This window comes from Sporomusa sp. KB1 (assembly GCF_007830295.1).
Taxonomy (GTDB): Bacteria; Bacillota; Negativicutes; order Sporomusales; family Sporomusaceae; genus Sporomusa.
Genome location: NZ_VLKC01000002.1, coordinates 3,514,489 through 3,535,655, shown reverse-complemented (window position 1 = coordinate 3,535,655; position 21,167 = coordinate 3,514,489). Strand labels below are relative to the sequence as shown.

16 protein-coding genes are annotated in these 21,167 nt (G+C 44.6%); 5 read left to right on the top strand and 11 right to left on the bottom strand.

Annotation, left to right across the window (positions count from 1 at the left end):
- Window positions 1-122 precede the first annotated feature (122 nt).
- The 6 genes from ccsA to SALPA_RS20000 all read right to left on the bottom strand — a co-directional run bounded on the left by ccsA (window position 123) and on the right by SALPA_RS20000 (window position 5,204).
- Window positions 123-2,324 carry a cytochrome c biogenesis protein CcsA gene (ccsA, locus tag SALPA_RS20025; RefSeq protein WP_186451151.1) on the bottom strand — a complete coding sequence of 734 codons (2,202 nt, stop codon included), beginning with the start codon at window positions 2,322-2,324 and terminating at the stop codon, window positions 123-125.
- Window positions 2,321-2,692, bottom strand: coding sequence for a cytochrome c maturation protein CcmE (locus tag SALPA_RS20020; protein ID WP_145098043.1), 372 nt, complete (start codon window positions 2,690-2,692; stop codon window positions 2,321-2,323). Before SALPA_RS20020 ends, ccsA begins: the two co-directional genes overlap by 4 nt.
- A complete protein-coding gene (locus SALPA_RS20015) occupies window positions 2,689-3,348 on the bottom strand; it encodes a cytochrome c biogenesis protein (protein ID WP_145098040.1) in 660 nt (219 codons plus the stop codon). Before SALPA_RS20015 ends, SALPA_RS20020 begins: the two co-directional genes overlap by 4 nt.
- 8 nt (window positions 3,349-3,356) lie before the next feature.
- On the bottom strand, window positions 3,357-4,034 hold the full coding sequence (locus SALPA_RS20010) for a heme exporter protein CcmB (RefSeq protein WP_145098037.1): 678 nt from the start codon (window positions 4,032-4,034) through the stop codon (window positions 3,357-3,359).
- Entirely contained in the window at window positions 4,009-4,626 is a 618-nt protein-coding gene (locus tag SALPA_RS20005) for an ATP-binding cassette domain-containing protein (protein ID WP_145098034.1), read from the bottom strand. Before SALPA_RS20005 ends, SALPA_RS20010 begins: the two co-directional genes overlap by 26 nt.
- A 143-nt stretch (window positions 4,627-4,769) precedes the next feature.
- A complete protein-coding gene (locus SALPA_RS20000) occupies window positions 4,770-5,204 on the bottom strand; it encodes a VOC family protein (protein ID WP_145098032.1) in 435 nt (144 codons plus the stop codon).
- A 415-nt stretch (window positions 5,205-5,619) separates the two neighbouring features.
- Here SALPA_RS20000 and SALPA_RS19995 point away from each other — a divergent pair, with 415 nt between their 5' ends.
- Entirely contained in the window at window positions 5,620-6,246 is a 627-nt protein-coding gene (locus tag SALPA_RS19995) for a HutD family protein (RefSeq protein ID WP_145098029.1), read from the top strand.
- Between the two features lie 110 nt (window positions 6,247-6,356).
- On the opposite strand, the gene nifJ is transcribed toward SALPA_RS19995, so the two are convergent.
- Window positions 6,357-9,860, bottom strand: a complete 3,504-nt coding sequence (gene nifJ, locus SALPA_RS19990; protein ID WP_145098026.1) for a pyruvate:ferredoxin (flavodoxin) oxidoreductase — start codon at window positions 9,858-9,860, stop codon at window positions 6,357-6,359.
- Window positions 9,861-10,343: 483 nt separating this feature from the next.
- On the opposite strand from nifJ, the gene SALPA_RS19985 reads away from it, so the two are divergent.
- Entirely contained in the window at window positions 10,344-11,444 is a 1,101-nt protein-coding gene (locus SALPA_RS19985) for a sugar diacid recognition domain-containing protein (protein ID WP_145098023.1), read from the top strand.
- 24 nt (window positions 11,445-11,468) lie between these two features.
- Here the strand turns inward: SALPA_RS19985 and SALPA_RS19980 are convergent, their stop codons facing one another.
- The 3 genes from SALPA_RS19980 to SALPA_RS19970 all read right to left on the bottom strand — a co-directional run bounded on the left by SALPA_RS19980 (window position 11,469) and on the right by SALPA_RS19970 (window position 15,045).
- Window positions 11,469-12,782 (bottom strand): (Fe-S)-binding protein, encoded by a 1,314-nt coding sequence (locus tag SALPA_RS19980; RefSeq protein ID WP_145098020.1) that lies wholly within the window; start codon window positions 12,780-12,782, stop codon window positions 11,469-11,471.
- Window positions 12,783-12,784: 2 nt separating this feature from the next.
- Window positions 12,785-14,167, bottom strand: a complete 1,383-nt coding sequence (locus tag SALPA_RS19975) for an FAD-binding oxidoreductase (RefSeq protein WP_145098017.1) — start codon at window positions 14,165-14,167, stop codon at window positions 12,785-12,787.
- A gap of 221 nt (window positions 14,168-14,388) precedes the next feature.
- Entirely contained in the window at window positions 14,389-15,045 is a 657-nt protein-coding gene (locus SALPA_RS19970; protein ID WP_145098014.1) for a response regulator transcription factor, read from the bottom strand.
- 367 nt (window positions 15,046-15,412) lie between these two features.
- Between SALPA_RS19970 and SALPA_RS19965 the strand changes: the two genes are divergently transcribed.
- From SALPA_RS19965 to SALPA_RS19955, 3 genes are all read left to right on the top strand, one after another.
- The gene (locus SALPA_RS19965) at window positions 15,413-16,012 is read left to right on the top strand and encodes a lactate utilization protein (RefSeq protein ID WP_145098011.1); all 600 of its coding nucleotides are present in this window, start codon (window positions 15,413-15,415) and stop codon (window positions 16,010-16,012) included.
- 14 nt (window positions 16,013-16,026) lie between these two features.
- Entirely contained in the window at window positions 16,027-18,201 is a 2,175-nt protein-coding gene (ldhH, locus tag SALPA_RS19960; protein ID WP_255451279.1) for an L-lactate dehydrogenase (quinone) large subunit LdhH, read from the top strand.
- Between the two features lie 145 nt (window positions 18,202-18,346).
- A complete protein-coding gene (locus tag SALPA_RS19955; RefSeq protein ID WP_145098005.1) occupies window positions 18,347-20,002 on the top strand; it encodes an L-lactate permease in 1,656 nt (551 codons plus the stop codon).
- 55 nt (window positions 20,003-20,057) lie between these two features.
- Here the strand turns inward: SALPA_RS19955 and mutY are convergent, their stop codons facing one another.
- The gene (gene mutY, locus SALPA_RS19950; RefSeq protein WP_145098002.1) at window positions 20,058-21,113 is read right to left on the bottom strand and encodes an A/G-specific adenine glycosylase; all 1,056 of its coding nucleotides are present in this window, start codon (window positions 21,111-21,113) and stop codon (window positions 20,058-20,060) included.
- Window positions 21,114-21,167: the final 54 nt, after the last annotated feature.

Here is a 21,167-nt window from a genome sequence, read left to right as displayed (position 1 = left end):
ACCAACTTACATTGCTAAATGCAACTGCAGCACAGCAAGTGCCAAGACAACCAATGCAACTTTTAAGGCATTGCGGTTAAGGGAATTGACCAGTATCCAAATTATCCCCTCACTTATAGCTTTTAGCGGGTTCTACTAGTAGTCCTGACATCAGGATTCTGACCCCTTTGCTGTACCTGACGATGGCAAAGTAGTTTTTTTGCTCCTGCCCAGCCTGTCCCCATGGTGATCAGGAAAGCTCCGAGCCACACCAGATTAATTAGTGGCTTATAACTGATCTCCGCTTCCAACCGCACTGGCCTGACGGCACTTACCTTTTTGTCGTTAAACTCTATAGTAACCTGGCCCTCCCCCGGTCTCAGGCCTGTTATATGCAGCTGATATCGGTCAAAGGCCGTGACTGTCGATCCAACAATATGCCCGTTTTGATTAGTAAGTTCAGGCCGTACTTCCTGGGTCTGCCCCCCGACCGTCACTGCAATTACTGTCTGCACCTTTACCGCAGCACTTCCATCCATCCCTGCCATGCTAAACTTCACAAAGGTAAGGCTCACGTCCTCCTGCGCCAGCGGTTGGTCTTTAATCAACGTCAGTTCAGGACTGACCTCAGCCTCCTTCTCGATAGGTGCAATATAAATATCAGCCAGCAGGCTTCGATAGATAGCTGGCTCCCTGGCCGCAGGCATCCCGGCCTTATTCAACTTGGTCAACGCCTGAACAATGGTCTTGTCCGGCCCTATGTGAAACATATTATAGCTATCTTTTCCTGCTGGTTCTAGCTCGGTTCCTTCATAGCTGATTTGCTGACCGAAAACAGTCTGAATCTGACCTTTGTTAAACGTCACCACGACAGACTGACTAGCCGCCCCTGAGGCCATAATCCCGGCAAGCAGAAAAGCTATGCCGATATGACTGCAGGCTGCTGCCCAGGACAAAGTCCGCTTCCAAGCAGCATACCCATTGGCCACTGCAGCAGTAACTGCCAGACACAAGGCTATAGCAGCAAGTGATTGCATCAGTTTCAGCCACATACTTACACCCAGGCCACCTAACAAAAACAACCCCAGCCACCAGTATTCTTTGCCCAAACCGCCACAACTGCCGCCCCACTTACTCAGCGGACCTGCTATCAGCGCCGCTCCGATAGCCACCGCCAACGGCAAAGTAGCCTGGTTATAAAAGGCACTGCTGACACTTTGGGCACTGCCCAAGGCCATACTAACCAACGGTGTAGACATGCCGACAAACACCAATGCTCCCAAAAAGGCCAGCACCAGCGCCGTAAGTGCCAGCATAAATTCCCGGCCGGAAAGCCGCGAATAAAGCTCCCCGGACGGCATACTTGGCCATTTAACAATATATAAAACAAAAGCGACAAAGGTCGCTACTAAGACTGTTAGCCCTAACAATCCACCAATCCCTTCATCAGTAAACGAATGGGTGGAAAAATCACTCAGCACACCACTGCGGGTGAGAAAAGTGCCATATAGTACTAAAATAAAACTGGCAATTACCCCGGCATAGGCCTGCTTAATAGCGCCAACTCGCACTCTCGCTATCGCTAACAGATGAATCACTGCCCCTGCGGCCAGCCACGGTACCAGTGACGAGTTTTCTACCGGGTCCCAGGCCCAATAACCACCCCAGCCCAATACCTTATAGGCCCAAAAACCGCCAAGGAACATTCCCGTTCCTAGACTTGACAAGGCAAACAGCGTCCAAACGGCCGCCGGCTTCAGCCAATCCTGATGGCGATTGGCCCACATACTGCCCAATGCGTAAGCGAAAGGCACCGCCAATGCCGCATACCCTAAAAACAGTACAGGCGGATGAATAGCCATCCACATATCCTGTAAGAGCGGGTTAAGACCAACGCCGTCAACACGTGGCTCAGCCAGCATCATAAAAGGACTTTTCACCAACAGTAGTCCCAAAAGCACCGCTTGAATGAGAGCATACACTGTCATAACAGGCATCGGTGCCGCTGGCTTCTGTAATAACACCATCCCAAAGACGGCATGAAATACCAGCCACAGCATAAACGAACCTTCCTGGCCTGCCCAGAAAGCGGCTACTTTATATCCTAAAGCTAACTCCCTAGAGGAGTAGCTAAACACATAGGCATAATCAAACCTGTCACCTAAAATTAAATACAGCAGATAGCCAGCCGCCACCCCTACCAGACCTGCGGACACGCTATACAAAAAGCGCGCCGTGCTTGCCAAATGTTTTGCTCTTATTGGGTTGCTCCCAGACGACCAATAGCAACCTACTGCAAACATTGTAACAACAAGTGCCAGTAGCACTGCACCATAGCCGATCATTGATTCACTCTCCCCTGGTATTTTGACGGGCATTTAACTAGTAGCTTATCTGCCAGAAACTGCCCATTTACATACTTGCCAATGGCTACTATGCCTGTCGCCTGTTCCAAGCCTTCAGGCTTAACGCCCCGGTAGACTACCGTCACCTCTTCGCCAATATCATCGCGTAACACAAACTGAGTGGATTTGCCGTCCTCAGCCTGTATTTTTTTACCTGCACCCATAGTTCCCTTGACCTGGACAGCACTTTTGGCGCTTTTAGCCTGTGCAAAAGTGACATAGGGCGTAACGGCACTTTGAAAAGCAAACATACTGTAGGCCACAAAACCAATAATCATGGCCAGGGAAATTAACCGATATTTTTTCATATATTCAGTTCCTTTCCTGACAGTCGTGTTTTTTTGGCAACAGTCCGGCTTAGCAGCAAGCAGTAGAGTGCTGTACCAGCGCCTAGAGCGGCTAACAGCACATACAACATGAGAGGATCCATCGCCACCTTACCGGCATGATTAAGTACTGGCTCCGGATGTAGGGAAAAATACATGCGAGGAATAACAAACACCAAGAATGGTACCGTTAAAAAGGATAACAGCGCATACACAGCACTGACCGCGGCCCGCCGTTCTTCCTCTTCAATGGCTGCTCGGAGTGCCAGATAGGCACCGTAAATTAATAACAAAATGAACACTGTTGTCTGCCGGGGATCCCAATTCCAATATGCTCCCCAGGTCAGTTTGGCAAAAACTGCACCGCTAACTGTCGCCAAGAGGCAAAAGCCGAGCCCCAACTTGGCCGAACAGGCGCTCACGCAATCATACTTACGTTTCCTGGTTCTGAGATACTGCCCAGCAGCTGCGGCCGACACTAGAAAAGCCAGTACAGAAACCCAGGCAACCGGAATATGAAAAAAAGCAATCCGGACAAGATAACCTAGTCCTTCAGCAGGCGGGATCAGGTAAACTACGGCACTTACTACTCCGACCATCCATACTGCAATTAATGATGCAACTATTCTAAGATTCATATACCCTCCTAATCCTGCCAAATGTAGTCAAATAAGAGTACTCCGGCAGCCACAACAGCAGCGTCATAGCCAGCCATAAATACCAGTTCACTAAATTCAGGTACACCATCCGATAATATCTTGGAGGTCGCGCTAATAGCGCTCAAAAATTGCGGCAACAGCACGGGAAAAGTAATCACCGTAAAGATAGCATGCTTACCTTGTGCGTACATGACCATAGCGGCTGTCAATGTAGACACCGTCGCTATTCCTGTACAGCCAAGCACCAAAACGATGATGAATGGCAGCCAAGCCCCAACCTCGACGGCAATAAAAATAGTAAACAGCGGCACCACCAGACAGGCCAAACCAAGTAAAAGAGCCAGGTTATATAACAACTTACCCCAAAATACAGCGTGACCAGTAGCATATAATCGCAGTCCCATTAAGGTGCCTGCTTCCTGCTCCTGGACAAACACCCGCGCCAAACCGGCCATAGCACAGAAAAATAACACAACCCAGAGAAGAGCGGCGGCTAATTCCGGTGGCAAACTCGCTCCAGCAATCGCCATACTGACACTTGATAGAGCTGTTAGCGCGAACATAATTAGTGCTCCGGTCGCATACCTTGTTCTACTTTCACATACCGCATCTTTAGCCAAAACTGCCCATACAGCACTACTAAAGCTCAATTGTATTCTTGCCATATAGTAGTGCCTCCTCGTTCTCGTTGGTAGCAAGTATAACGGCGATATTCTGTATGACTGCGTCGTCAATCAGCTTTTTTACAATACTTCGCCCACTGCCATCTAAGTTGGATGAAGGCTCGTCCAAAAGCCATACAGGTGGATTAATAGCCTTAATAACTGCCAGCTTTAGCCGTTGCCGCATGCCTGTGGAATAGGTGGCAACCAGGTCACAGCAGGCTTTGCCTAACCCCATCTGACAGCAAAACTTGGCAGCCTCAGACTTAGAGCAAGGAACACCCCGCACCTTTGTCCAGAAGATAATGTTTTCGATTCCCGTAAGCGCCGCATACATTGCCACTTCAGGTGATACAAAACCAGTATAAAAGATTTGCTCTTTTGGGCTAGGCATATTATCCAAAGTTAACCTAACCTGACCAGTGCCTGGTCGAACCAGTCCCGCAATTATTTTAAGCAATGTGGATTTACCGGAACCGTTACATCCTATTACTGTCAAACACTGTCCACTAGTAGCTTCGGCACAAACATTTGAAAACAGTATCTTTTCACCAAATCTTTTACCAATATTGTCTACTACAATTCTGATATACATAAATACCTACTCTAAATACAGAATATTTATAATATAATATCATATATTTCATGTGAATGGAAACCATTGGCAAAAACTCGGTTCCATCAAGCAGTACTTGTCGCCTTAACCAAGTTCCCATTATGCTCATAATGCAGCAATTATTAACTATCCCTTTTTTCCTCCCAAAGTCGTGTGCGTTCTTCAAAACTCACTTCTTTGTGCATTTGATGCAGCATCCATTGATAGCCGAAAGCATCGCTAAAAATAGCATTCGACACTCCATAATCGGGCAATTCAGTCACCGGCTGAAGCTCTGTACAGCCCGCGCTGATGGCCTTTGAAAATGTTTTCTTGATGTCAGGGACGAGGATGTTAAACCAAATTGATTTGGGTTCATCCGGGTTTGGCGCTTTCAAGCTGAATTTCGGGTTTTCATCCAACATGTGAAAGCGTACTCCATATAGGGTAAAAATGACTTCATTTTCGCCTTTTGGAAAATTTGCAACCTCAACACGTTGGAGATCAAATATTTTTTCGTATAATTCCAATGCTTTCAAGCTATCTGTAATTACCATGTCAATTTCTACTCCGACCATTTTGAACACTCCACCTTTTATGGATTAACAATGTCCTGCTTTCCCCGTCGCCTTGAGTTGTCAATGAGTACCCGGTCAGGACCGTTAGGCTACTCTCACTGAACTTGACAGTGAAGCATGGCTTTGTAGTTATATTATGCACCAATTCACGTTATAGAAATCCGGATCCTATTACCCCAGTGTTTTCTCCCTACGTCCAGGGAAACATATTGTGCGACACATTCCTAAGTTCTTGGCGCACGGGACGTTCCCATTTTGTCATCATGACATTGCTCTGACGTCCCTGTTGTCATTCCTCTAGCCTATAATGTACTCTTTGCATCTGTTCTATATGTTTTTCCATGTCCAAAAATTATTTCGTTAAAACCAATATGTTATAATAAAGTACGACTTAGCTTTCAGACGGAGGATACTTATGCCCTATATATTTGAATTAATACGAAAAACTGATCAGACCACCAGTGACTGGTCTGGCGGTACAACAACCCAAATCGCCATTTATCCCCAACACGCTGTTTATGCCGAGCGTAATTTCACCTGGCGGATTAGCTCGGCCCGCGTTGATTTGGAGGAATCACTTTTTACTTCTTTACCGGGAATTGAGCGCCTCATTATGGTGCTGGAAGGCGAAATGAGACTTGAGCATACCGGCCATCATAGCAGTAATCTAAAACCATTTGACCAAGACAGCTTTAGCGGTAATTGGACAACCAAAAGTTTTGGAAAAGTGCGCGACTTTAATTTGATGCTGGCAGAAGGCGCTTCCGGAAAATTGACAGCAGTTACACTAGCTGTGCAAACGCCCCATACCCTGGACATACATAACCCTAATCCAGACCGCTTCCCTTGTATGACTTCGGCACTTTATTGTGTTGACGGAGCACTAGCTGTCAGTATTCCCAACGGCGAATTATACAAGCTAACCGTCGGCGATATGTTGCTGATAACTGCCAAACAACCAACAGCAAACCTGCCTGTCACCGTAACGAATACGGCAACTAGCCAAGCCCACATAATTAGATCAGACATATATTATCTTTAAAATTAAGAAAGCACTATTTGCCTTAGCAGGCAAATAGTGCTTTCTTTTTGACTATCATTTTAGGTTATAGCTGCATTATCTCTCAGCAACTGCTACCTTAAAGTTACTTCTTACATTTCCTTGGCTAAACGCTTATAGGAATTTCTTCTGTCCTCAGCGTCTTTGGCTGTTTTCTCAAAGAGAGCTTCAGCATGTTCTGGGAATTGCTTTTTGAGTGAAGCATAACGAACTTCGCCCATAAGGAATTGTTTGAAATCAGCTGTCGGTTCTTTGGAATCCAGGCTAAACGGATTCTTACCTGCTTCTTTAAGAGCTGGGTTGTAGCGATACATATCCCAGTAACCAGCCTCAACAGCTTTTTTGGCTTCAAGCTGGCTGTTGCTCATATTAATACCATGGTTGATACAAGGTGCATAGGCAATGATAAGTGACGGACCAGGATAAGCCTCAGCCTCAGCAATGGCTTTGAGGGTTTGGGCTTTATCAGCACCCATAGAGATTTGTGCTACATAAACATAGCCATAACTCATGGCAATCATGCCCAAGTCCTTTTTCTTGGTAGTCTTACCGCTAGCGGCAAATTTAGCAATAGCTGCAGTCGGAGTGGATTTAGAAGCTTGCCCGCCAGTATTAGAATATACCTCGGTATCAAATACCAGAACATTAACGTCTTCGTTGCTGGCCAGTACATGATCAAGGCCACCGAAGCCAATGTCATAAGCCCAGCCGTCACCACCAAAGATCCACTGCGAGCGTTTAACGAAGAAGTCTTGATTATCATAGATATCATTTAACAGCGCATTATCGCCTTTTTCAACAACCAACAAACCAATAAGCTTATCGGCGCGTTCACGGGTACCGCTGCCATTGTCTTTATTAGCCAGCCAATCTTCCATGGCAGCCTTGAGAGCGGCACTGACAGTAAGCTTAGTAGCTTCTTCTACTTTGGCAGCTAATGTATCACGAACCTTTTTCGCGCCAAAGTACATACCAAGACCAAATTCGGCATTGTCCTCAAATAAGGAGTTCGCCCAGGCCGGTCCATGACCCCGATGGTTTTTGCAGTATGGCATCGAAGGTGCGCTGGCGCCCCAAATGGAGGAACAACCAGTAGCATTAGCCACCATCATGCGATCACCGAACAGTTGCGTAACAAGCTTAGCATATGGAGTTTCACCACAACCAGCACAAGCACCAGAGTATTCAAGCAGCGGCTGCTCAAACTGGCTGCCTTTAACTGTCAGTTTATTCATCGGATTGGTTTTCGGCGATATATTCATTGCATAATCCCACAAAGAAATTTGATTATGCTGGGATTCCTGAGGCTTCATGATCAGAGCTTTTTCTTTAGCCGGGCACACTTGAGCGCAGTTGCCGCAACCGGTGCAGTCCAGCGGAGAAACAGCTATACGGAAGTTCAGGTCGTTAATGCCTTTACCATTCTTAGCAGTAAAGCCTTCCGGAGCTGCTTTGATTTCTTCTTCATTTACCAAAATAGGGCGAATGGCAGCATGCGGACAAACATAAGAACATTGGTTGCATTGGATACAGTTATCCGCTTGCCATTCAGGAACATTAATGGCAATACCGCGTTTTTCAAAAGCAGCAGTACCTGTTGGGAAGGTGCCGTCTGCCATATCCACAAAGGCACTGACAGGTAAGTTGTCGCCTTCCTGACGATTCATAGGAATAAGGATCTTCTTAATGAACTCAGGCACTTCACTAGCAGCGGCAGCTTCGTCCTCAGCTTGTTTCCACGCGGCAGATACATTAATCTTAACAACAGCATTAACGCCTTGATCAATAGCGGCATTATTCATATCAATAATTTTTTGGCCTTTATTACCATAAGAATCAACAACAGCCTGTTTAAGATACTTAACAGCATCTTCCAGCGGAATGATATTAGCCAGCTTGAAGAATGCTGACTGCATAATCATGTTGATCCGTCCACCCAAGCCAATACTCTGGGCAATACCAACAGCATCCACTGTATAGAACTGTATGTCATTTTTAGCAATAAACTGTTTCATCGCGGCAGGCAATTTCTCATCAATTTCCTGCTGATTCCAAATGCAGTTTAAGAGGAATACACCGCCTGGTTTCAAGCCTTCCAGTACATTATATTTATAAACATAAGACTGGTTGTGACAGGCAACAAAGTTAGCTTTATTAATAAGATATGGTGATTTAATCGGCTTTTTGCCAAATCTGAGGTGAGATACAGTTATACCGCCAGACTTCTTCGAATCATAAGAGAAGTAGCCTTGAGCATACATATCGGTATGATCGCCGATAATTTTGATAGCGCTTTTGTTAGCACCAACCGTGCCATCAGAGCCTAAGCCCCAGAATTTGCAAGCCGTTGTGCCTGTAGGTGTAGTATCAATATCATAGCTAAGAACAGGTAACGAGGTATGGGTAACGTCATCGACAATACTTACAGTAAAGCCATCTTGGGGTTTATCAAGACGAAGATTTTCAAATACAGGAACAATATGCGCCGGAACAACGTCTTTTGAGCCTAAGCCGTAGCGGCCACCAACAATAACCGGCTGGAATTCTTTGCCATAGAAGGCATTTTTAACATCAAGATATAATGGTTCAGCAATACAACCAGGTTCTTTAGTACGGTCAAGCACAGCAATTTTCTTAACTGTTTTAGGAATATATTTGAAGAAATGCTCCAATGAAAATGGGCGATATAGGTGTACAGTCAAAAGACCGACTTTTTCGCCTTTCGCGTTCAGGTAGTCAACAGTTTCTTCAATAGCTTCACAGGCTGAGCCCATAGCAATAATCATGCGGTCAGCATCTGGCGCACCATAGTAGTTGAAGAGATGGTAGTCGCGGCCAGTTAATTTGTTAATTTCCGCCATATAGTCTTCGACAATAGCAGGAAGATTTTCGTAGTATTTATTTGCTACTTCTCTTTCCTGGAAGTAGATGTCAGGGTTTTGTGCAGTACCCCTTACTACCGGATGGTCAGGATTAAGTGCGTGGCGGCGGAACGCAGTAACAGCATCCATATCCACAAGTTTTTCTAAATCGGCATAATCCATTACCTCAATTTTTTGTACTTCATGAGAGGTACGGAAGCCATCAAAGAAGTTAACAAATGGTACCTTCCCTTTAAGTGCTGCCAGATGAGCTACGGCGCCTAAATCCATAACCTGTTGAACACTGCTTTCAGCCAGCAGAGCAAAACCAGTTGCGCGAGCTGCCATAACGTCTTGGTGATCACCAAAGATATTTAAGGAGTTTGCTGCAAGCGCCCTGGCACTAACATGAAATACACAAGGCAAAAGTTCACCAGCAATTTTGTACATATTAGGGATCATGAGCAGTAAGCCCTGCGATGCAGTATAGGTAGTAGTCAATGCCCCTGCTTGCAGGGAACCATGCACTGCACCTGCAGCACCACCCTCAGATTGCATTTCTACTACTTTGACAGGCTGCCCAAAAATATTCTTTCTTCCCTCTGCAACCCACTCATCAACGTGCTCAGCCATTGGTGAGGACGGTGTAATAGGGTAGATGGCAGCGACTTCGGTAAATGCGTAAGAAATATGAGCTGCTGCAGTATTTCCATCCATGGTTTTCATTTTTGCCATAGGGATATCCCTTCCTTTACATATAAAAATATATTAGAATTAGTAATTACTAGTTCTTAATGACCTAATAACCACCAATAAACCACGCAAAATTAAAATTCTTAATATTACTGTTTTATACATTCTTTTAAAAAAAGCAGAATCCTGCTTTTAAATGTATCCTTTGTGCAAAAATACTATTTTTTTTCGTTTTTCACCGTTTCACAATTGCAAATGTTCCTTGATTTCACAATTGAAATATGATACAATTAATTCTGATTATTTAAAATTATTATTATTCGCTTTTATGTGAAATTTTTCCTTATTCAGCCCCCCTCCAGCTCATCCTAATGACTATTACCAACTATATTTTAATTTGCAATTCTCTCAGATATCTTTAGGCTACCATTCTTTTCAAGCTCCTTCAAACTTACTGGTAAGTCTTTATCCTATGATTTACAGCATGGTGGTGCGCCACGGAATCAACAAGGAGGAACTCTCTCATTGAAAAAAGATAACTACCATGTTCTTGATTCAACCTTTGCTCAATCGCTTACAAATATTATTGCAGCCGAACTTAACCAAAACATAATTATTTGTGACCACCACGGCGTAATTATTGCGGCTTTTGACAGAAAGCGCATATCCCAGGTGCATGAAGGTGCCGCTAACATGTTAAGTTCAGGTAATATCCGCGAATTTTCGATTAGCTCAACTGACGAAAAAATCTTAAAAAATGTGCGTAGAGGATATGATGTGCCCATTGTAGTCGAGGGACGTTGCATCGGTGTTATCGGGGTTACTGGTGAGCCAGAAAAAGTGGCACTCTATGCCAGATTGGCAGCTCGCTTTGTACAAGCAACCTTAGAATCCAATTCCCGCCAGCAAAAGTTAGTCCAGGCTCTTAAAGAGAAAGAAGAATTGCAGTCAATTTTGCTATATAAAATAATCGATGTACAGGAAGAAGAGCGCAAAAAGATTTCCCGCGAACTGCATGATGAGATTAGCCAGTCACTTACCTCAATTATCGTTGGTCTCAGAGTACTTTCTGAGCAGGTCTGTGGCTCTAAGGAACAAAAATTCGTACTGGAGATGCGAGATGTTGTATCCAAAACACTAGATAATGCACACCGGCTGGCGGTAGAGTTGCGTCCGGCACTACTTGACGACCTTGGGCTGGTTGCTGCAGCCCAACGTTATATTGAAAATTATTCCCGTCAATATGGCATTACGACGGACATCAATTTTTCCGGGTTGTCGCGCGAACGGTTCAGGCCTGAAATTGAGATTACGCTATATCGGATTTTGCAGGAAACGCTGACTAATATTGCCAAGCATGCTCAAGCTACCAACGTGAAGGTAAGTCTGAAAAAAACGCGCCGGGAGATCCATTTTAGTATCACTGATGACGGCATCGGCTTTACTCCTAAGTCCTTACGAACAGCCTGTGAAAACAGCAGTCTCGGTATATACGGCATGCGTGAGCGAGTCGCTTTACTTGCAGGTAAATTCACCATTCAATCATCAGAAGGAGCCGGAACGACCGTTACAGTTGTGATTCCACTCCAAAACACAAGAGACAATACCATTAACATCAATCAATAGCTAACACTTTACATTAGTTAATAGTTAATGCTTCGGGATTCCTCTTGTTTTTTTGTTAGTACCGGCTTGATAGGCTTTATCCAGCAATTGTACGACATGGAAACACTCCTGTTTCATGCTGTTTTGTACCAGACCATCGGTAATATGCATCCGGCAAGAACCGCAGCTGGTAGCAATGGTATCAGCATTAGTGGTCCTAATATCAGCTATTTTTCGGTCATTAATTTTTCGGGAAATTTCATAATTTGCTAGACTGAACGAACCACCGGCCCCACAACAACGGGCCGGTTCTTTCATTTCTACGATTTTTAGGCCGGGGATGGCCTTGAGGATTTCCCGTGGCTGCCTGGTAACCTTTAGGCCTCTTGCCATATGGCAGGGATCATGCACAGTTACGGTGGAGTTGACAGTTCCTAAGCTGTCTGTACGAAAATGAAGTACATCAGTAAGGAATTCACTAATCTCATAGGCTTTAGCCGCTAAATTTTTGGCTTGTTCATACAAAGCCGGATCGTCATGAAACATTTCAGGATATTCGAGCTTGAACGCCTCGGCGCATGAACCACAGGCAGCTACGATATAGTTCGCGCCGGTTTGCGCGAAAGTCTCAATGTTATGCTTGGCAAAGGCTTTCGCCATTTCCACATCGCCTGCCATATAAACCGGTGTTCCGCAACAGTGCTGCAATGCAGGCAATATAACCTCCACATCATTAGCTTTGAGAACATTAATGACAGATTGTCCAATATCGGTATAGACATAATTTATGGTACAGCCGGCAAAAAAAGCCACTTTCATTTTTGGATTAGATACTTTTACCGTTGTGGGAAACTGCCCCAGGAGCGGCGTAGCGGCAAAGGGAGCTAAGACACGCTTCCGATCAAGGCCAGGTACTGGAAAGCGAGCTATAACAGCCATCCGCCTAGGTAATTTTTTCATCTGTAATGGACCGAATAACCCTGCCATACGCAAAGTGAAGTCAAATAGTTTTCGGTTAGATAATAACTTGAATATATTTTTTTTGATCGGGTGCAGACCGCGTGCTTTTAAAGCAGCCTGACGGCCACGCAGGATTAATTCGTCAGCTTTGACACCACAGGGACACTTATCTGCACAGGCCTTACAAGACAAACACATTGCCATGCGTTTATCAAAACCATCTGAAATATCAACCTTACCTGTTAAGACCGCTTCTATAAGGGCCAGTTTTCCCCGGGCTACTTGTGACTCAAGGTTTAGCTCCTTATAGACGGGACACACTTCCATGCAGTTGCCGCACTTCATGCAATTGGCAATAGCATCTTGAATATCTGTCAGCAATTCTTTATCCTCAGTCATCTCTAACACTCCCCGACAAGTTTTCCAGAATTAAGGATACAGTTGGGATCAAGTGCCTTTTTGATGGTTTGCATCACATTCATACCGTCAACACCAAACTGATCTTTCATGTATGGAAGCTTACCTAGACCGATTCCATGTTCACCGCTTAATGTGCCACCAAGAGCAATCGCAGCAGCAAAAATATCGTCCATGGCCTTGTGAACACGTATCATTTCTTCTTGGTTTCGCAAATCACAGACAATTGTCGGGTGCATATTACCATCTCCGGCATGACCGAAGGTACCAATGGTTACCTTATGCTTAGCAGCAGCGTTGTTTACCGCCCGAATCATATCAGGCACTTTGCTGCGGGGGACAGTAGCATCCTCGACGAAAGTGGTTGGCCGCAGTTTGGCCAATGCTGGTAAAGCGGCACGACGGGCAGCCCAAATTCTGTCACGTTGGACAGCATCCTTGGCAACCTGAATATCGTCGGCTTTATTGGCTTTTAGTACTTCAATAACTTTTGCAGCTTCCTTTTCCACTACTTCGGCAATTCCATCGACTTCAATAAGAAGTACAGCTTCTGCATTAACAGGAAGACCAACCTGGGCGTAGTCTTCTACTGTGCGAATAGTGGCATTATCCATAATTTCCAGTGTGGCCGGGATTACCTTGCTGGCAATAATCGCCGATATGGCGTTGCCGGCATTATCTAGCTTAGAAAAAATCGCCATCATTGCTTTTTTAGTCTCAGGAGCCGGAACAAGTTTAACAGTAATTTTGGTAATAACCCCCAATGTCCCCTCTGCACCGGTAAACAATTTCGTCAGATCATAACCAGCTACGTCTTTAACATTTTTACCACCGCAATGAATTACTCTGCCATCGGCAAGAACAACTTCCAATCCCATGACATAGTGTTTTGAAACGCCATACTTGAGACCGCGCAGACCCCCGGCATTCTCGGATACTGTCCCACCAAGGGTGGCAGTGGCCACAGTACCAGGATCAGGTGGATAAATAAGGCCAAATTCTTCAACAGCCTTATTTAAATTGCTGACCACTACTCCAGGTTCGGCTACTGCTACCAGGTTGGCAGCATCAATTTCGATAATATCCCGGAAGCGGGTCATAAGTAAGACTATGCCGCCCTTCATGGGAACAGTGCCAGCGCTCAGGTTAGTACCTGAGCCGCGGGGGTAAACTGATATTTTTTCCTTGTTGGCCAAAGCCAACACTTTGGAAACCTCCTCTGTGTTGCCTGGAGATATGACCACATCTGGCATATGCGAATAACCTGGAGTTGCATCATATGAATAGCATAAAAGATCTTCCTTGTTTGTCAGGACATGTTCATCACCAACAATTTTTTTAAAAGCACCGATAAGTTGATTTTTCATTATCTCTCCCCTTTCTAAAGATCGAAAATACTGAAATCACAGAAAATATTGAAATCCCTAAAAACTCTGATCTGTTTATTATTATTGCCTTGAAACCGCCTTGGTGTAAATCAGGCGAAAACAGTAAAAAAACTGTAGGAATATCCCCACTATGCTGAGGGATAAATTCCTACAGTTTGCAAAAAATTTCACAAGAAAGTCACACATACACAAAATGGTATCTATGTATCAATTAGTTTATACTTTATCGCATAATTCACAAGCTCCGATTTACGGCGTACCTTTAGCTTATCCATAATGCGCGAGCGGTAGGTGTCAATCGTTTTGGGACTGAGTGAAAGCCTTGCGCCAATTTCACCATTGGTGTATCCCCGGGCCAGATACCGGATAACTTCGCGTTCACGACTACTAAGTAGATAATAGGGATCTTGATGGTCTGGACCTTCGTCCGAAGCCCGCAGAAGGTTTTCCATCAATTTTTCCGACAGATTTTCATTTAGAAATTTCTTGCCAGAATGAACCCTGAGAATGCCTTCAATAAGCTCAGTGTCTGCCGATTTCTTTAATATATATCCATCTGCCCCTGCCCGCATGACTTCTTTGACGTACTCCTCATCATCATACATAGTTAAGATCAATATCCGGCACAAAATACCGCGATGGCGAATTTCCTTGACACATTCAACACCACCCATCACCGGCATTGCTAAATCAAGGATAAGTACATTAGGGTGGCACTTTTCCATCATTTCTAAAGTTTCCAATCCATTGGCGGCCTCACCTACGACTTCAAACTGGGGATGATAATTTAGCATTGCCTTAAGACCGGATCGTAAAACAGTATGGTCATCGGCAATGGCAATACGAATTTTATCCATAATTTTCTCCTCACAATGCAAGCTGTTGTTAGTTATCAGGCCGTTACAAACTTTTGTAACATCACCAAAAAATACCATCTTTAATTAAAATATCACAATTTTCTTAATTAGTAAATCCTGAAACGGTAAATTGGAAGAATGCTGTGATTAATAATAAACTATCTGAAAATAAACTGCTTCTGGTGAAATTTTTCTCTAATTGTAAGAAATATCCTACAAAATTCATAGGATATTTCTTACGTTATTTTTACTGTGTATACCTGATTTACAACGACCATGCATAACGGGCATAATTTAGTAAGATTAATCTAACATTTCTCAATATTCTGCAGATATATATTGTGATCATCTTAAGGGGGCACAAATTATGAAAAAGGGGTGTCTTAACTGGCAACAAGTTTTATTGACCTCAAATTGCAGTTCCCATTTATTTGACCAATTTGAGATGCGGGCCAAAAATGCTTCAGCTACTGTTTATCACGTAAAAACAATAGCTGAGGCACGGGACACGCTGCTCCAACTTGTCAAAGACGCCAATGCTACAAAGGTTGTGGCTGTAGAAAGTCCGTTACAGCAGGCCGCCAAAATAAGCGATGCAATCCATTCACTAGGCATTCGAGTATATAACGAACCTAGTGAAATCGCCCTCCATGCCAAAACAGCCGATATTGGTATTTCAGATGTTAAATTCGGGATCGCCGAATCAGGCAGTGTCTGCCAGGATGCCTATTCCATCGAAAGCCGCCTCGTTTCGACTCTGCCTCCAATGCATGTGGTTTTTTTAAACAGTACAAACATAGTGCCAGGTATTGAAGATGCTATGAATATCCTTTCTCAAATTTATGACCGTGGTTATATTAGTTTTATAACCGGACCCAGCCGCACAGCAGACATTGAGCGGGTTCTCACCATCGGCGTTCATGGTCCCAGCCGCTTAATCATTATTGCGGTTGATGAACAAATCTAAGGATGTGTTCTGGATTGGAAGAAAAAAAACGCAATATCAAACAAGAAATTGAGCAAAAATTAAATGATGATGTATTGCGAGAAGCACTAAGGCGTTTTGCCGACGCGTATCCGCAATCTCGCGCCAAAGCGTATGAAAACGTTGCTGACATTGATGCCTTACGCGAGTCGCTAAAACAAATGAAACTAAGCACCGTCGCTCAGATTGAATCCATTGCTGATCAATTCGAGGCCGAAGCCTTACGCAGAGGAACTAAGGTTTTTCGCGCTGCAAACGGCGATGAAGTGAAAAACTATCTGCTAACCCTCTGTAAGGAAAAAAACGTAAAGCGGATTGTCAAATCTAAATCTATGGCATCAGAAGAAATCCACCTTAACCAAGCGTTAGAAGCAGCTGGTTTCCGGGTCAAAGAAACTGATCTGGGTGAATGGATTATAGCATTAGCAGGACAAAAACCATCGCATATGGTTATGCCGGCCATTCATCTTAACCGGCAGCAAATTGCTGAGTATTTCTCACAAGAATTGAACCAGGAAATTCAGCCAGACATTCCGTTGATGGTACAAACTGCAAGAAAAAACCTTCGAGAAGAGTTTTTACAAGCAGATATGGGGATTACTGGTGCTAATTTTGGGATTGCGGAAAATGGAGCTATTGGCTTGGTGACTAACGAAGGTAATGCCCGTCTTGTTACAACTCTTCCCCGTATCCATGTCGTGATTATAGGTTATGAGAAACTCATCCCGAGTATTAAAGACGCGACTCCAATTCTGCGCACCCTTCCGCGTAATGCCACTGGCCAATGCCTTACCAGCTATGTGAGCATGATATCCGGTCAAGTCCCTACTTTAATCAAAAAAGACGGGCACTGGATAGAAGACGATAAAGAACTTCATATCATTCTACTGGATAATGGACGTCTAAAAGCAGCAAAAGACGAAAAATTCAAGCAAATTTATCAATGTGTTCGCTGTGCATCTTGCCTAAATGTTTGCCCTGTTTACCTGCTAGTCGGCGGTCATGTATACGGCCATATTTACTCAGGCGGTATTGGCGCTATTCTCACTGCTTTTCTTAATAGTATGGGGGATTTCGAAGCAATTAATGAACTATGCATCGGCTGTCGTAAATGTACGACAATCTGCCCCGGCAAGATCGATATTCCTGGTCTGATTGAAGAACTACGGGTTCGTTCGGTCAAAGAACACGGCTTACCGTTCACGGTTCGAGCTGTTTTTGACAATATTATTTCCAACCGCAAAGTCTTTCATTCTTTGCTGCGGGTTGCGTCACTTAGCCAAAAGCCATTCCAGTCTGGCGATTTAATCAGACACCTGCCGTTATTCCTGGCAGGACTTACTAAAGACCGCAGCCTTCCGGCCATTGCTGACACACCACTGCGTGACCGTGTGCCGAAAATCACCAAGAAATTAGCTAATCCGGTAAAAAAGGCCGCCTTTTTCAGTGGTTGTAATCTGGACTTTGTCTTTCCTGAAACCGGTGAATCTGTGTATAAAGTTCTTCAAGACCTCAACATCCAGGTTGTTTTTCCAAAAAACCAAAGCTGTTGTGGTAAACCAATCATCGGCACAGGCGACATTGCGACCACAAAGAAAATTGCTAAACAGAATATTGAGGCTTTCGAAAAGGCTGATGTTGATTATATTATTGCTGCTTGCCCAAGTTGCACCGAAACCCTTCATGTCACTTATGCTGAAATATTCTCTGATGATCCTGATTGGGCGGCACGTGCTAAGATATTCAGTCACAAAGTACATGAGTTTTCCCATTTCGTAGCTAAACAGTACGAAAAAGCTGGCCGGCTCAACAAAAAGTCAGTCGGCGGAATCAAAGTCACAATGCACGACTCCTGTCATATGAAACGAGTGCTAAACATTTACACTGAACCCCGCAAACTCCTGGAAAATGCACCTGGGTATGAACTGATAGAAATGAAAGACTGTGATAAATGTTGTGGCATGGCTGGTGCCTTTGGTATGAAATACCCGGAACTGTCGGTACCGCTTTTAAAGCAAAAAATTCAAAATGCCAGGCAGTGTGGCGCGCAAATTATTGCCGTTGGCTGTCCGGCCTGTATGATGCAGCTCAAAGGTGGTCTTGACAAACAAGCACCGGAAATTACGGTAAAACATATTGCTGATATACTAGCCGCTACTATCAAAAGGTAGCAAATTCGGGCAACATTCCAAGCCTCCAGGACTATCTGGAAACAGTTGATTGGTAAATCATAACTTGAAAGGGGGATCTGTTTACAATTTACGGTGGAAGCTCACTATTTTTAATCCGCAAAATAATTTAAAGGGGTGTATGTACATGACATGGATTCAAGATTATAATCCGTTGGGAAACATCGGTCTCTCGGCACTTATCGCCGCTATCCCCCTATTCATCTTACTATACATGCTAGGTATCAAGCGTTCAAAAGGTCATAATGCCGCTTTTTTTGGTCTACTTTCAGCAATTTTAACGGCTATTTTTGTCTTTAAAATGCCGGCAGCCCTAGCACTCAGTGCTACTCTTAATGGTGCCTTGGTGGGTATTTTTCCAATAATATGGATTGTTATAACTGCCATCTGGGTCTACAATATGACGGTTGAGTCCGGCGAATTTGAAATCATCAAGAATTCGCTTGCTTCAATCACCGATGACCGCCGGTTGCAAGCACTCTTTATTGCCTTTGCTTTCGGCTCGTTTATTGAAGGTACAGCCGGTTTCGGTACTCCGGTGGCCATCACGGCTGCCATGTTAGTAGGTCTCGGCTTTAACCCGGTATATGCAGCCGGTATATGTCTTGTTGCTAATACCGCTCCAGTTGCCTTTGGTGCCATCGGTATCCCAGTAGTCGTACTTGGACAAGTTTCCGGCATTGAACCAATGACCCTGAGCAAAATTATTGGTCGACAACTACCTTTCCTCTCTTTTATTGTTCCCTTGTGGGTAGTTGTGTTGATGTGCGGCTGGAAACGGGCTATGGAAGTATTACCGGCAGTCCTGGTAGCAGGTATCTGTTTTGCCGGTACCCAGTTTTTTACTTCAAACTATATCAGCGTCTACTTGCCAGATATAACCTCTGCCGCTGTCACGATCATTGGCCTGCTGATTTTCCTCAAGATATGGAAACCATCTAAAGTCTGGCATTTCCCTGACGAAATACCCTCCGCTGACGGAAAAGTTCAATTACAGTACTCGATCATGGAAGTTTTACGCGCTTGGGGTCCTTACATTTTGTTAGCTATCTTGGTCTTCATGTGGGCTGATGATAAATTTTTCGGCTTTAAGAACATTCTGGTAGGTTGGGAAAAATCCTTAGGTTTGACATCCTTTGCTTGGCCTGGCTTGCACAATCTTGTTATTAAAACGGCTCCAGTTGTAGCTAAAAATACTCCGTACGCAGCCAGTTATGCTATCAACTTCCTGTCTGCAGCCGGAACTGCTATCTTCCTTTCCGGTATCTTGTCACTGTTTATCATCCCTAACTATGGCCCTGGACGCGCAACCTCCTGTTTCTTCAAAACAATTAAAATGCTCATTTACCCAATTTTTACCATTGCCATGATTCTTGGTTTAGCCTATATTATGAACTACTCCGGCATGAGTTCAACATTAGGTCTGGCATTTACTGCCACCGGCTCGGCTTACCCATTCTTTGCACCATTTCTTGGCTGGCTGGGAGTGCTTCTTACCGGTTCAGACACCTCTGCCAATGCTTTATTCGGCTCAATGCAGAAGACAGCAGCCCAGCAGATTGGTATTGACCCTAACCTTACTGTAGCTTCCAACTCATCTGGCGGTGTTTGCGGTAAGATGATTTCTCCGCAAAGTATTTCGGTTGCTACTGCTGCTACTGGCTTGGTAGGGCAAGAATCAACCATCTTTCGTTTTGCGCTGCCCAGTAGTATTGCCATGATTATTCTTATAGGCATTCTAACTTATCTCCAGTCAACCGTATTACATTGGATGTTGCCATAGCGATAACTGCACCATTTGGGGGCAACCTACTTCCTCTACAAAAATACTCCCAACCTCACAGGTTGGGAGTATTTTTGCAGGCCAGAGCAACCTTATGATGCGGCCCCGCCCAGGGCACACTCGTTACTTCTGATGAACTCAGCCAGCAAGCTGTCGTTGGTAACTTATCACCGGCTAGCCACTCACACTGATAAAAAGAAATATCCCATTTGCGATGACTAAAAGTATGAATATAATGAAATACGCTTTTTCCGACACGAACATCCTGCCTGAACTCCTGTAATAACCCGGCCTGCAAACGTTCAACAGCATCTTCGCCATCGGCCAATTCCACGGTAGGAAATTCCCACATCCTCGCCAACATTCCTGTTGCTGGTCGCTGCTGTACCAAATAGCTGCCTTCCTTCACTATTAACCCGGCCGCTAGCCTGATCAGTTCCGGAACCTTTTTTGCAGGCCGTACTGGTAACGTATCTTGCACTTCCCGCATATAAGCTTCGCACAGATTGGTCAACGGGCAGATTTCACACCGCGGCCTCCGGGGAATACACACTAAGGCGCCTAAATCCATTAACGCCTGATTAAAGTCGCCGGGATGTTGAGTAGGCATGTGCGTAAGTACCAGGCGCTCAACCTCCCGTTTGGTTGCCTGCTTGGTAATGTCACCAGCCAAACAAAATAGACGGCTGAAAATTCTTAGGACATTACCGTCGATGGCCGGAGCCGGGCGATTATACGCAATACTAGCAATCGCACCTGCCGTATATTCACCCACTCCCGGCAAACTTTGTATCGCTGCTTGGTCGTCTGGTACTCTTCCTCCATAGGCTGCACATACTTCCCTAACACCGGCTAACAAGTTACGTGCCCGGCTATAATAGCCTAGCCCCTGCCAATAGTTGAGCACCTCTTGCTCTGAGGCTTCCGCCAAAACTGCAGGTGTGGGAAACCGTTCTATCCACCGCTTATAATAGTTTTTTACCGCTTCAACCCTTGTTTGCTGCAGCATAATTTCCGAAACCCAGATCTTATAAGCATCTTTATCTGCACGCCAAGGCAATTCCCTGGCATTTTGGTAATACCACTCCAGCAATTGCGCCGCTAATGTCATAATTTCTTCCTTCCTCTTTAGAAATAGTTATTTTCTTATTATAATCTATAATCG

Bases quoted from the DNA above. Each gene is read 5' to 3' on its own strand.
- SALPA_RS20000 (WP_145098032.1), bottom strand. From the start codon at position 5,204: ATGGTCGGAGTAGAAATTGACATGGTAATTACAGATAGCTTGAAAGCA.
- SALPA_RS19975 (WP_145098017.1), bottom strand. From the start codon at position 14,167: ATGAAAAATCAACTTATCGGTGCTTTTAAAAAAATTGTTGGTGATGAA.
- mutY (WP_145098002.1), bottom strand. From the start codon at position 21,113: ATGACATTAGCGGCGCAATTGCTGGAGTGGTATTACCAAAATGCCAGG.
- SALPA_RS19995 (WP_145098029.1), top strand. From the start codon at position 5,620: ATGCCCTATATATTTGAATTAATACGAAAAACTGATCAGACCACCAGT.
- SALPA_RS19970 (WP_145098014.1), bottom strand. From the start codon at position 15,045: ATGGATAAAATTCGTATTGCCATTGCCGATGACCATACTGTTTTACGA.
- ccsA (WP_186451151.1), bottom strand. From the start codon at position 2,324: ATGATCGGCTATGGTGCAGTGCTACTGGCACTTGTTGTTACAATGTTT.
- SALPA_RS19955 (WP_145098005.1), top strand. From the start codon at position 18,347: ATGACATGGATTCAAGATTATAATCCGTTGGGAAACATCGGTCTCTCG.
- SALPA_RS20015 (WP_145098040.1), bottom strand. From the start codon at position 3,348: ATGAATCTTAGAATAGTTGCATCATTAATTGCAGTATGGATGGTCGGA.
- SALPA_RS19965 (WP_145098011.1), top strand. From the start codon at position 15,413: ATGAAAAAGGGGTGTCTTAACTGGCAACAAGTTTTATTGACCTCAAAT.
- SALPA_RS20005 (WP_145098034.1), bottom strand. From the start codon at position 4,626: ATGTATATCAGAATTGTAGTAGACAATATTGGTAAAAGATTTGGTGAA.
- SALPA_RS20020 (WP_145098043.1), bottom strand. From the start codon at position 2,692: ATGAAAAAATATCGGTTAATTTCCCTGGCCATGATTATTGGTTTTGTG.
- SALPA_RS20010 (WP_145098037.1), bottom strand. From the start codon at position 4,034: ATGGCAAGAATACAATTGAGCTTTAGTAGTGCTGTATGGGCAGTTTTG.
- nifJ (WP_145098026.1), bottom strand. From the start codon at position 9,860: ATGGCAAAAATGAAAACCATGGATGGAAATACTGCAGCAGCTCATATT.
- SALPA_RS19980 (WP_145098020.1), bottom strand. From the start codon at position 12,782: ATGACTGAGGATAAAGAATTGCTGACAGATATTCAAGATGCTATTGCC.